The following is a 12,070-nucleotide window of genomic DNA, read 5'->3' as shown; positions in this document are numbered from 1 at the left end:
AGCAGCAGGTCACTGCCGTTTTGTCCTTCAAAGCGGTCATCGCCCGCACCGCCGTCAATGGTATCGTTGCCGGCATTGGCGAGAACAGTGTCAGCGCCATTTGCGCCGCTTTGAGTGTTGTCGACAAACAGGTCATCGCCTTCGCCCAAAAAGACGGAATCCCGTCCGTTGCCCCCAACCACAGTGTCGTCACCATTGCCGCCGCGCAGGGTGTCAAAGCCGCTGCCACCAAGGATCATGTCATTGCCGTTGCCGCCCGACGCGCTGTCGGCGTCAAGACCACCTTCCAGACTGTCATCGCCGTTCTCGCCCAGCAGCGTGTCGGCACCCTCGTTGCCGACCAGGGTGTCGTTGCCGGCCCCTGCCATCAGCAAGTCATCGCCAAGGCCGCCAGTCAGGCTATCTGTGCCCAAATCCGTATGGACCACGTTCGCCGCATCATTGCCGGTGACTGTGATGTTGAAATCGCCGATCAATTCGACGGCTTCTACATTTGTCAGCACATCCCGCCCTTGTGAAATACCAACGGCACCGGAGTCGCCGGTCAGCAAGTTGGTTTCTATTTCAAAGCTTTGTGGCGTCAGAGTCGCCAGATCGAATAGGACAGTGTCAAAGCCGTTGCCACCATTGAATGTGTCTTCTCCTCCACCGGCGATCCACACATCATCGCCTGTGCCGCCGATCAGGCTGTCGTTGCCTTGGCCATCAAACAACAGGTCATTCCCATTGCCACCACGCAGGGAGTCGTCACCGTCGTCGCCGCGCAGCGTGTCATCGCCGGCATTCCCGACCAGGCTGTCATTGCCAATGCCGCCGACGAGTTCATCATTGCCGCCATCGCCTATCAGGGTCTGATCACCCGACGTCAAGGCTGCCAGTGCGGCAAAGCTAAGGGTGGTGTCGTTGAATTGGATAAACTCTACGGAGCCGTCAATGAAATCATCGCCCTGGCTACCTGTGACAGCCAGCCCGCCGGTCGCGTCAAAGACCGAGATGGCGCCGGAATTTGCGTTGATGATGGCCGTATCGGTGCCGTCGTCCCCAAAATAGTCATCATCGCCAAGACCGCCCTGCAAGGTGTCGTTGCCGTCTCCGCCTTCGAGCGTGTCATTGCCTGCGCGGCCGTCGATCAAGTCATTACCGCCTCGGCCTTCAAAACGGTCATCGCTTGCGGCCCCTGACAGGGTGTCATCGCCTTCGCGCGAGCCGCGCACGTATTCGATGGAAATCAGCGTGTCGGTGAAGGCAAAGCCGTCCCATGTGCCGCTGGCTGTTTGTGCTGCCAGATCAACGTTGACGGCATCCACGCCCGAACGGTCATAGCGCACCCGGTCCTGCCCGTCGCCACCATCGACGGTGTCGTTGCCTTGTTCGGTGATGAAGCTCTCGTTGCGATCTGACCCGATGATGCTGTCGTTGTTGTCGGTCGCCAGAATTTCCAGTCGACCGTCACCTGTCACGTTGATTGTGTCCTGCCCGCCAAAACCATCATTGCTGACGATACCGGTACTTAGATCTGCGATCAGGCCAAAAACTGGACCGGACGTGCTGCCATTGTTGAAGCTGATCCGGCTACCACTATTGAGTTCGAGATTATAGACATCGTTCCCTTCATTCCCGAACAGATTGAACCAGCCGTCATCGTTGTTCACGATGTTGAATACATCGTTGTTTTCACTGCCCTCTAATCCAAGGCCGTCTGCTTCCATTGCACGACGTGAATCCACCAACGTGGTTGTGAAACCTGTGCCAGTGACTGTGCCTGTGTTGGCGATTGCATCAACATTAAACGTCACAGCCCCGTTCAGGAGATCCTCGAAATCGAGGAATGAGAACGTAGTGCTGCTGACGTTGGAAAAGTCGATGGTGTCGTTGCCTAATGTCCCTTCGACATCTGAACCAAAGAAATCACCGTTGTCCGCACCCACGACGATGGAGTCGTTGCCGATGCCTCCGTAAAGTGAGTCAAACTCGCCGGATCCGATCACGGTAAAGGGTTGGGTGATCAGTTGCGTCAGTTCTGGCGGCAGCAGGTCGAACATGTTCAGCCCGTTTGGCGCATTGGACCCATCAACTGTGATGGGACCATCAGCATTGAGCAGATTGGCAAAGGGTTGGAAATTGCCAGCAGTCACCTCGTCCAGCGAGTTTGCGAATGCGACAATGTTAAAATTCACCCCCGTGATAGTCCCTTCGAGGACGGTATTATTATTGCTGGACATCGACAAACTAGTGATGGTGCCTGAAACGGGCTGTTCTTCGCCATCGGGCCCTGCGAAAGCAAAGCCTGTTCCGTTGATTGTCGTCGTGATCCCGGTGTCAGGGTTGTTAAGTATGATCGTGGTTGCGTTAGCAAATAAGATGTCTGCGTTCGATTCACCGTCGTTGTCTAGGAAGCCATCGCCCAAAAAGCCTGAGTTGGTTCCAAAAAGAGTGAATGTGGTCATTTGGGCAGCCTTCTGAAATTGAATTTGATGTAACGATGAATTCGGTCGTGAAAATGTTACCAATCGTTATTAGGGCTGTCGATATCTGTAGGTGAAATAATATGCGGAGGATGGCAATAACTATCCATTACCGGCCCTAAAGGGGCGGCATTGATGGGCATCAGACGTTGAATGCCGTTTGGCATTGGATGAAATACCGCAAGAAATACAATTCAGGTCGCGTTTTCACACGCGTCTTTGTGGCCTTACTCTAGCCTTCTTGACTGGCTTTAAGTTCTGCGACTTCGATTTCTTCGTCGCTTAGTCCGGCAAAGGGATCTTCGACCGGATCTGCGTCGTCGTCTTCATTGGTTTCTGGCGTCGCAGATGGCATTAAGGCAATCGATCGAGCAGGCTGTGCATAGACGTCTTTGAGTTCACGTAGGTGGTCGTCCATGGAGTAGGGCGCCATCGCGTTTTGCCAATATTCTTCCAGCCAGACTTCGCCATCAAGCATGGCTTTGATCTTGTGGATGAAGTCGGTGCTGTCGCCGGCTTTGAATGTGAATTCGGCTGTATTGCCCAGTTCCTGCGCACCGCCAAGATCGGATGTTAGCAAGGGGATGTGGCGGGCGTGCATTTCGATCGCGACTTGGGGCAGGTTGTCTTCCCATAAGACCGGGATAACGCCCAAGTCGACATCAGACAGCAATTCGTCCAGCTGATTGTGGGCGTAGCCGTCGGCAAACAGCACCGAGGCAAAGCGGTCAGACAAGGCCGTGATCCGGTCCATGCAGTGCTGGTCAAGCAAGTGCGAGCAGATCACGATATTGATCCGCGCCGCGATGTCTGCGGGTGTGGTTTCCAGCGTATCGAGCAAGAAGAAGAAGCCCTTGTCGTGCCGCATATACCCCAGAAAGGCGAGCGTCAGGGTGCCGTCGGGCTTTGTTAGGGTCGATTTAGGGCTGGTTTCACTGTACTTTGACGCGTGTTGCGTGCCGATATAGCCGGTTTGTATCAAGGCAGGTGCGATCCCAAATTTACTGGCCACAACGCCAACCCGATCAGAGACACACAGCACCCGGTCGCAATGGGTGTTGATGGCTTCGACCATGGCGGTGCGTCTGCGGGCAAATTTGACATGGCTGCGTTCGACTCTGCGCAACAGCGAGTTTTGGCTTGCAACTTGCGGCGTTTGGCCTCCGTTGCCCTTGCGGATTCGACGATTATAAAAACCAACAGCCCGTCCAGCCAAACGCATCGCAGGGCCAAAGCCGCGGTCGAACATTTTTGAGCCGGGGCGTACACCGCGCTTTTTGAGATTGAAGGCAACCCCGTTGGCCAATTCGATGATCCGGGTGTCATGTTGGTGCGGCAGGCACTGTTCGCACTTGCGCCCGTTGTCGAAATCTACGCAATTTTCGCGTTCTTGGTGCCACAAATTCACCTGCGGGCAGACGGGGTAATAATTGTGCAGCGAGAAGATTACGCGGGTTTCGGGAAAGTGCTCTTTGAGCTTTAGGACGTCTGCGGGCAATCCTTCGAGATTGTTGAAATGCACCACGTCAAATGGGCCATTCTTGCGCAGGAAATCCATAAAGACTTCGGTGGTGGCGGGTTCGGTGGTTTGGCGTTCGTCTCCAAATGAATGGTGAGAAGGTGCCAACACACCTGAGTTTACAATTTCAAATCGGATATCGCGATCTTCGCTGGGCCCGTGTTTGATCCGTTCCCATCGCGGCCCGCTTTGCAGGACGTCATAGGAAATGCCCGAAGATAGAAACACACATGAAATGCCGTCTTCGGCGCGCATCGCTTGGATCGTATTTCGTTGATATACGGTGACACCGCCGCCACGCTTTTCGTCGTCTAAATAGTCGACCCAGTTATAAAATAGAATTTTCATGACGGGGCTTATTCCTTAGCTGCCAGTTTGGCTTCCAGCGCAGCGATGCGTGTTTCAAGGTCGGTGACGTTCAAGTTGTTGGTACGTTGTCGCAATTGGATGAGTCCGGAAAATACAAAGCCCAGCAAAAGCTGTGCATTGACGATTTCGGGGTCGGGTGCCGTTGGCAAGGACGTGGCAAAGCTGTCCAACGGCAGCGGACAGTTCGGAATGTCAGACAACCAAGACAGTGCCTCTTGGGATTGAGCACGGGCCTTGCTGATCCCATCGGAGCCGCCATAGCGCACTGCATCCTGGGCCTTTAGGTAGGTCACCGCTTGATTACGGATTGCGTTGATCGTCGGGCGGGCGAATTTCATATTCTGCATCAACCGCACAAGTTCGGTGACGCGGTCGTCAAAACGGGGGTTGGGATCGTTTGCGACTGTGATCGCGCCCTCTGCTGCCGTGATGCCGATATTTTGGCACAGATCGTAATGCAGTGCTGCTGCATTGTCGGGGTCGCGAATATAGGGCCGTATGATGACGTTTTCGCGCCCAAGGACCTTCATCCAGGGTTCCAATGCGCGGCGGTAATCAAAATGGATATCTTCGATATCGCCATCCAACGCGGCACTGATGTCCGCCACGGGAAATTTCATTTTAATCAGTTGGTTGTGCCAAGAAGCCACATGTGAACCGGGGTCGCGCAAATAGGCGATCGCTTTGACATTCAGGTCCGGCGGGCGGTTGTCCATGATGGTTTGCAGGATGTCGACAGCTTTGGGAAACTGCCCGATCCGCATGAATTCTTCGGAACTGATCAGCGTGTTTTGCTGCCCAACTGAGCGGATGTGATCAAACAGGGTCGCCCACATGGCCTGGGGTGGCGTTGGGTCGCGGTAATCATACATGATTTTGTCGACCCCTGCGGCGCGCAGGATCGAAAATGCAAAAGCAGAGTGCTTTGAATGGTGCTTCCAGATGTCGGGATATTCGAACTGGGACGCAGCCAATAATGCGTCACTACGCTCAAAAAAAACTTGGAGAGCCGTGGTCCCTGTTTTGTAGTGGCCGATGTGGACAAAAAGGGTTTTGGACATGGACAACGTCTTTCTTGGTCGGCGCGGACAGGCTTACCATTTACACAGGTTCCCTGCGTCTGTGCCGCAACTGGTCTCTGGGGTCAATATCCGCGCCTGCACATAAGCTATAGCCACCCTTAGTGGCAAGGCATGAAGGAGCGGGACCTGGGGCAATGGCTGCGCGTTTCCTAAAATTTGCGCTACATCAGCAACACAGTTTCCAAACTTCCGCCATATTTCCAATTCACGCATGGGGAGTATCAACGACTGTAATTTAAGGCTCGACAAAGAAAACACTTTAAAGTGATGCTGGTGGGGACCGGCGCAGTTTGAAGACAAATTAATTGAGCAAAGGGTAGATATGAAACGGTAGATGTTTTGGGCACTGCGAATGACGATTTCGAACCAGGTACGTCGGGTGATGATTCAATCACATTGTTTGCAGGGGAGGACACGGTCATTGGGTCTGACGGGAATGACACTGTGTTGGGTGGCGGCGTGAGGATCTGCTGAACGGTGGGGACGGCGATGACTCTTTGCGTGGTGGTGCATCCGGCGAACAAGATATCCTGAACGGCGATAATGGCGAAGACCGCTATAATGATGGCGGTGCAGATGATGATACGATCATCTTTGTTTATCAGCCTGGCCTGCATTTCACGGTGGCAGACATGATCCCTTTGATGGGCCCTGATTATGGGTTTGCTGGGGCATATGGTGGCAGCGGCGATGATGTGGTGGATGGATGTGCCTGCTGTCGTCATCGCGAACCCCAGAGATGGCTATGACGTGATCATGGATTTCGACGCGGAACTGGATAAACTGGACATGTCTGCTGTTGGGCGCAGCGCGGAATTCTTGTTCAGCTTGATGGAACAAGATGGTGACGATGTCGTGCTGGTCACGGCGCGCGGCACTGTGGTGCTCAGAAATGTCGATTTGGCTGACCTGACGGTCGATATCTTTGACCTCGACGGACCCAACCAAGCCGGTGACGGCACGTTCATCGACGATTTCATCAACATCGGTGTCCCGCCAGAGATCGACGACACCCCTGATGATCCAACGGTCAATGTGGTGTTGGCGGGGGATGACGCCCCCGATCTTGGGCAAACGGACGGCCACGATCATATCTGGTATACCTCGACCCAATTGCTGGACACCCAGCTTGATCTTGAAGATTCCACGCAAACCCTTGGTTTTGGGGATGATGTGTATTTCGACAGTGATCTGGGTAACAATGCCGGCGGCAACGCGGGGCGCGATATCTTTGTCATGCTGGGCGGTGACGATGAAATCCAGGGCGATGACAAGGCTGACTTTGCCCTGTTTGGCACGGGCGATGACCGTGGCGAAGGCAACCGTGGCAACGACATGATGTGGGGCGAAGATGGCAATGACACGCTTGCAGGCGGTGACGGCGACGACAGTCTGTTTGGTGGCATTGGCGATGACGTGTTGAACGGTCTGGGCGGCGATGACATGCTAAATGGTGCGGCCGGGGCGGACACGTTCGTGTTCTCAGGTAGCGATTTTGGCAATGACACGATCGACAACTTTGCTATCTCAGCTGCGAGTGCAGAGCATGACGTGTTGGTGTTTGTGGCCAATACCGGGGAAGTGGCGGATTTTGCAGCCTTTGTTGCAGCGGCCGATCAGGTTGGATCGGACATTGTCTATGACTTGGGCGATGACAGTTTGAATGCGATCACCATCCGCAACACCTTCTTGGCGAACATGACGGCGGATGATTTCGACTTTCTCTGATCCTGTATTTGAAGGCGTATAAATCAGCGCACCGCCGACCTGTCTGACGGGTCGGCGGTGTTGCATTGGGCAAAGACACCGTACGTTGGTGTTGCTGCTTGTTAATCTTTTGTTGGGCATGTTGGCGCAAATTCCTTGTTTGTGAGCGCCCCATGTCAGAAGTTTCCGCTAACCTGTCTTTGCCCTATCTGCAGCCTTCGCAGGCGCAAAAACATGTCACGCATAACGAAGCGCTGCGTCAGCTTGATATGATAGTGCAGTTAAACGTTGTCGAAACAGGAGCAACACAACCGCCCCTCGTTCCCACAACCGGAGAGGTCTATGCCCTTGGGCAAGGGGCCACGAACGACTGGGCCGGTCAGGATGACAGCTTGGCTACGTTTGACGGCACGGCTTGGAACTTTGTCATGCCGCAGACTGGGTGGCGCGCTTGGGATCATGGTGACGACATGCTCAAGGTCTGGAATGGGACGGCTTGGGTGGCGCCGGGTGCGAGCACTCAGAACTTGGCAGGCGTCGGAGTGGGCACCACATCGGACGCAGTTAACCGTCTGGCCGTTGTGTCCGAAGCAACGCTGCTGAATCATGCAGGGGCTGGGCATCAGCTTAAGATCAACAAGTCCACCGGGCCTGATACGGCGTCCTTGCTGTTTCAAACTGGCTTTTCCGGGCGTGCCGAAATGGGGTTGGCGGGGGGCGATGATTTCACCGTGAAAGTATCGGCCGATGGATCTGCTTTTTCCGAGGCGATCCACGTCGACAGGAATAGCGGTAAAGTGGCATTCCCGTCAGGCATGAATGGAACGGGGTCTGCGGCGGGGCCTATGGGGGGGCAGATCGTGGCAATTATAGGTGAAGAAGCCGCGAGCCTGAACGTCGGAAATTACCAATCCATGGGCAACGGGTCAGTGATTGTGGCTGGCGCGGCCATGCCATTTCCAGGCAAGGTCTTGGCTGCGACGATGTCGGCTTCGGATGGAACGGCGGGGGTCAACGTGCTGAGTATGTCCATCAACAAGATAGAGCAGACTTCACACCAAGTGTCCCTGACCCACACCGGGGCGTCACCTGTAACGGCAACCGCCGACTTTTCATCCAACCCTTTGGCCTTTTCAGCGGGGGATGCGCTGAACATGGTTGTGAATATGGCGGGCGGTGCCGAAGATGTTGTGACGGTGTTCTTTGTACAATTCGACTAGGCGACTTGCTGCATTAGGCCGTACACAGCGTTTCAAGCAGCTTTGCGGCTTCGTCATAACCTTTAACGTATTGCGCGATGCTTTCTGATTTTTGACCATCGCGCTGCGAAAATGCTGCAAGTCGGGCATCGTCAGGGGCGATATCAATTCCAAGGCGCCCGGCAACAGATCTGGCTTGCTGTTCGATTGAGATTTCGCCGAAATAGAGTTCTTCGAAGATCAGCCATTGATAATCAACTTGGCGGTTGCGCAACAGGCTAAGGGTGCGGCCGACCGCAAAGTAATCCTGACGCACGCGGTTTTGGACTTTTTGCAGATCGATCGGTTCTGCCTTTTTGGTGCCGTCGATGATCTTTGGATAAATATCCGACGCAGCCTGTGGCCCCCAAGCGCCCGTGGACAGCGCAAGCAGCAATGACAACAGACGTCGCGCTTCGTTTTTGCGTGTCAGAACCATGAAACCATAGCCCTGGGCGATGCATTCATCAATCAAGACGCGCGTCAGTTCCAGAGGGATGATTTCAACGCAGTGCTTGATGTTTGGGCGGTCTTTGATCGCATCCACCACAGCCGCGCGCATCGCATCCACATCACCGGTTTTTTGAAAATCCCACGTGATCGCCCCAAAGACACGGTCCACATTGAACGGTTCATGTTCAACCGCTGGAAATTTTGAGGCCTCTGCTAGAAAACTGGTCAGCGATGTCCCGCCAGTTCGTCTTAGAGTCAGGATTAACTAGGGTTTTCACTCATAACCGACGCTTTCCGGGTAAAACTATACTGTTGGCGGTACGCGATTCGACATCGTTGTCGGATGTGCTACAGACTTAAAATTGTGTACTCGCATTGGGGTAACGTGTTGTGCTAGCTACTCCACATGTGTTTTCATAGAAGTGTTGTATGGAACCTGCGGCCCCGCTGCCTGCGCAGCTGTTTGTTAGAAGCCAAGGAATGATATTATGTTGATAGCGGTTAAGAAACGTTTTGTTTTTGTCGCCAACTCTAAAACCGCGTCTACATCGATAGACAAAGCGATCATGTCTGAGTGCGAAATCTATCGAGGCGGAAGCCCGCAAAACAAGCATATTTTCCTGCGCCAAGCGATCAAAGAATACGATTTTCTTTTTGGCCGCCCGAAGTATGCGCCAAGCACGTTCTTCAAGTTTGGGATCATACGCGAGCCTTTGTCGTGGGTGCAGTCGTGGTATCGATACCGGCTTGGCAACGGGTCTATCGACGCGGGCATGACGTTTCAGGCTTTTTGGGACAACAAAGCAGGCCCAGCCGCGCGCAAGGGCAAACGCATGAAGCAGTCCAACTTTTTCACCAAACATAATGGTGAGCTTCTGATCGACTACCTTATTCCCTACGAAGATCTGGCCGCACAGTTTGAAAAAATCGGGTCTCAGCTCGGGATTCAAACGTCGTTGCCCCACAAAAACAAAAGCGCTGTCGAAAAGATTTCCGACCCGATTTCGGACGAGCTGGTTGCCGATATCCGCACAACACTTGCATCCGATTTTGACCTTTATGATCGCGTTGAAAGCATCAACAAACAGGGGTGGCAACACCTGCTGAACACACGACCAACGCTAAAAGAGGCTGTGTCCGAGAGTGTCTGATATGTCTAAGGGGCCGGATCGTTTTGTATTCATCGTTACATATGGGCGATCTGGTTCGACACTGCTGCAAAACTTGATGAATGCGATCCCCGGCTATCAAATCCGGGGTGAAAACAACAATGCGTTGCTTCACATGATGCAGGCATGGCGTAACATCGAGGCCTCTGACCCACTGAAGGGCATGCGTGCTGCACAGGAAACTTCCAATCAGACACACCCTTGGTTTGGCGGGGAACTTATTGACCCCGACAGATTCGGGCATGGTCTGGCCAAGTGCTTTACAGAGACAGTGCTGAATCCAGATCCTGATGTACGTGTTTCAGGGTTCAAGGAAATCAGGTTCCACACAAATCCAAATATGTTCATGCATTATTTGGACTTCATGCACAAATATTTCCCGAACGCGAAATTTATTTTCAACACGCGGGATCATGCCAGTGTCGCAAAATCTGGTTGGTGGGCTGAGAGGCCACCTCAAGCCGTATTAAAAATTCTAGAAAAGGCAGAGCAGCTCTATAAAAACTATCTCATCAAGCATTCCGATCGTGGATTGCTGATGCACTATGATGATTACGTTGCCGACGTGACAGCGTTAACCCCACTCTATGAATTTTTGGAAGAAGAGATGAACATGGATGTGATTGAAGGCGTCATGTCTAAAAAACTGACACATTTATCAAACGAAACCTAAAAAGGTAAAAAATGAAAAAGACGTTTCTTATTGGTATGGGAGCACAAAAGGCGGGCACAACGTGGACGCATAGCTATCTTAATTCGCACCCTGAATGTGCGACTGGGATTGTAAAAGAGCTGTCTGTTCTCACGAATTACTTTTCAGGGCGCCAAGGCGTGGAGATTCGCATTGCACATAAGATTGAAGCGCTTGAGGAAGAGTTGAAGCGCTATGCATGGCGCATCAAAAAGGGAAAATCCATACCCGGCGGGGATAATAGGCTTATGTATGCGGTCGACTACTTGGCGGCAGATCATGATCTAAAGTACTATTTGAACTATTTTAGACGGCTGTTTGAAAACAATCCTGATGCGAAAGTTGTGAGCGATATCACACCAGAATATTCTAATTTGAGCACCGAAAACCTTAAGGAAACATGGGATATTCTTGAAGCTGACGGGTATCAACCCAAAGCACTTTTCCTTATGCGCGATCCTGTTGAGCGGTGCTATTCCGCAATACGCATGGGTGCCCGTAACAAGGCAAATGCCGGTGAAACTGACATTCAGGATCCGAGTGACAAATTCGCAGAGGCAGCAGTCGCGAATTGGTGTCAAATCAGAACACGATACGAGGATATGGTTCCCAAGATCGAAAGTGCCTTTGGCGCGGAAAACTGTTTGTTTGGATTTTACGAGACGTTTATTTCCGAACAAGGTGTCCGCAACCTCTGCGACTTTCTGGACATTTCTTTTGCCGCTCCCAACCTTGATTTTAAGGCAAATGCGTCTCCGCGCAGCGTAGAACCTGACCCCGCAGAGTGGGAAAAAGTACGCCAGGCCTATAGTGCCACATATGCGTTCTGTGCGGACAAGTTTGGTGCTGACGTTGTGTCGCAAGCTTGGCCCGGATTTAAGCCTGAATAGCTAAAGCCGGCGCGTTATCCGCGCCGGTCTTCGTCTGTGGGTGCGTGCCCCAAGACAGGGGCGCGCCTTAGATAAGTTCGATATCGCCCAACAAACCCGCGGTTGATGTCACCCCGTTCAACGTCAGGCTGTCGCCGTTGTCGAAATCAAACACCAGATTGCCGTTCTGTACGCTGGTCAGCGCGTCCAGCCGCGCTTGGTTCAACGTGCCGTTCCACAGGTTGGCATTAATATCGAGGTCATCCGTGCCCACGTCATAATCGGTGATCATGTCGTCATTGATGCTGGCGGCCAGCACGAATGTATCCGCCCCCGCGCCCCCCGCCAGCGTGTCATTGCCGCCGCTTGCTTGGATCCAGTCATTGCCGCCGCCACCGACCACAAAGTCGTTGCCAAACTGCACCTGGTCATTGTCAAACCAGCGGTCGTCGCCGTTGCCAAGGAACCCGTGATCCACTCCGTTACCGCCTGCGACAGTGTCGTTGCC

9 protein-coding genes and 1 pseudogene are annotated in these 12,070 nt (G+C 53.2%); 5 read left to right on the top strand and 5 right to left on the bottom strand.

Translation table 11 applies throughout. The features are described from left to right. The 3 genes from ABJF76_RS01865 to ABJF76_RS01855 form a co-directional block, all read right to left on the bottom strand. Nucleotides 1-2,447, bottom strand: a 2,447-nt coding sequence (locus ABJF76_RS01865) for a calcium-binding protein (RefSeq protein WP_413822494.1), incomplete at its 3' end; no start/stop codon positions are given. A gap of 250 nt (nucleotides 2,448-2,697) precedes the next feature. After that, nucleotides 2,698-4,332: a glycosyltransferase gene (locus ABJF76_RS01860; protein WP_413822460.1), complete on the bottom strand. Its 1,635-nt coding sequence runs from the start codon at nucleotides 4,330-4,332 to the stop codon at nucleotides 2,698-2,700. 8 nt (nucleotides 4,333-4,340) lie between these two features. Next, complete coding sequence (locus tag ABJF76_RS01855; RefSeq protein ID WP_348336836.1) at nucleotides 4,341-5,414, bottom strand: sulfotransferase family protein; 1,074 nt, start codon at nucleotides 5,412-5,414, stop codon at nucleotides 4,341-4,343. 678 nt (nucleotides 5,415-6,092) lie between these two features. Here ABJF76_RS01855 and ABJF76_RS01850 point away from each other — a divergent pair. Beyond that, complete coding sequence (locus ABJF76_RS01850) at nucleotides 6,093-7,163, top strand: calcium-binding protein (RefSeq protein WP_413822459.1); 1,071 nt, start codon at nucleotides 6,093-6,095, stop codon at nucleotides 7,161-7,163. Between the two features lie 152 nt (nucleotides 7,164-7,315). Further along, nucleotides 7,316-8,362: a DUF2793 domain-containing protein gene (locus ABJF76_RS01845; protein WP_413822458.1), complete on the top strand. Its 1,047-nt coding sequence runs from the start codon at nucleotides 7,316-7,318 to the stop codon at nucleotides 8,360-8,362. Between the two features lie 13 nt (nucleotides 8,363-8,375). On the opposite strand, the gene ABJF76_RS01840 is transcribed toward ABJF76_RS01845, so the two are convergent. After that, complete coding sequence (locus ABJF76_RS01840) at nucleotides 8,376-9,002, bottom strand: hypothetical protein (protein ID WP_413822457.1); 627 nt, start codon at nucleotides 9,000-9,002, stop codon at nucleotides 8,376-8,378. A gap of 319 nt (nucleotides 9,003-9,321) precedes the next feature. Here ABJF76_RS01840 and ABJF76_RS01835 point away from each other — a divergent pair, with 319 nt between their 5' ends. From ABJF76_RS01835 to ABJF76_RS01825, 3 genes are read left to right on the top strand one after another with little or no spacing between them, the layout of a single operon-like run. Further along, nucleotides 9,322-9,984: a hypothetical protein gene (locus ABJF76_RS01835; RefSeq protein ID WP_413822456.1), complete on the top strand. Its 663-nt coding sequence runs from the start codon at nucleotides 9,322-9,324 to the stop codon at nucleotides 9,982-9,984. A 1-nt stretch (nucleotide 9,985) separates the two neighbouring features. Then, a complete protein-coding gene (locus ABJF76_RS01830) occupies nucleotides 9,986-10,675 on the top strand; it encodes a sulfotransferase family protein (RefSeq protein ID WP_348336943.1) in 690 nt (229 codons plus the stop codon). An 11-nt stretch (nucleotides 10,676-10,686) separates the two neighbouring features. After that, the gene (locus ABJF76_RS01825; RefSeq protein WP_413822455.1) at nucleotides 10,687-11,583 is read left to right on the top strand and encodes a sulfotransferase; all 897 of its coding nucleotides are present in this window, start codon (nucleotides 10,687-10,689) and stop codon (nucleotides 11,581-11,583) included. Nucleotides 11,584-11,650: 67 nt separating this feature from the next. Here the strand turns inward: ABJF76_RS01825 and ABJF76_RS01820 are convergent. Next, nucleotides 11,651-12,070: pseudogene (locus ABJF76_RS01820) on the bottom strand (calcium-binding protein); the annotation flags it as partial.

Origin of the sequence: Tateyamaria sp. (genome assembly GCF_039940735.1) — a bacterium.
Lineage (GTDB): Bacteria > Pseudomonadota > Alphaproteobacteria > Rhodobacterales > Rhodobacteraceae > Tateyamaria.
Note: the sequence above shows the minus strand (reverse complement) of the source record. Positions and strands in the feature narration are given on the sequence as shown.

Coding starts and splice junctions, on each gene's coding strand:
- ABJF76_RS01860 (WP_413822460.1), bottom strand. CDS start 4,332: ATGAAAATTCTATTTTATAACTGGGTCGACTATTTAGACGACGAAAAG.
- ABJF76_RS01855 (WP_348336836.1), bottom strand. CDS start 5,414: ATGTCCAAAACCCTTTTTGTCCACATCGGCCACTACAAAACAGGGACC.
- ABJF76_RS01850 (WP_413822459.1), top strand. CDS start 6,093: ATGGGTTTGCTGGGGCATATGGTGGCAGCGGCGATGATGTGGTGGATG.
- ABJF76_RS01845 (WP_413822458.1), top strand. CDS start 7,316: ATGTCAGAAGTTTCCGCTAACCTGTCTTTGCCCTATCTGCAGCCTTCG.
- ABJF76_RS01835 (WP_413822456.1), top strand. CDS start 9,322: ATGTTGATAGCGGTTAAGAAACGTTTTGTTTTTGTCGCCAACTCTAAA.
- ABJF76_RS01830 (WP_348336943.1), top strand. CDS start 9,986: ATGTCTAAGGGGCCGGATCGTTTTGTATTCATCGTTACATATGGGCGA.
- ABJF76_RS01825 (WP_413822455.1), top strand. CDS start 10,687: ATGAAAAAGACGTTTCTTATTGGTATGGGAGCACAAAAGGCGGGCACA.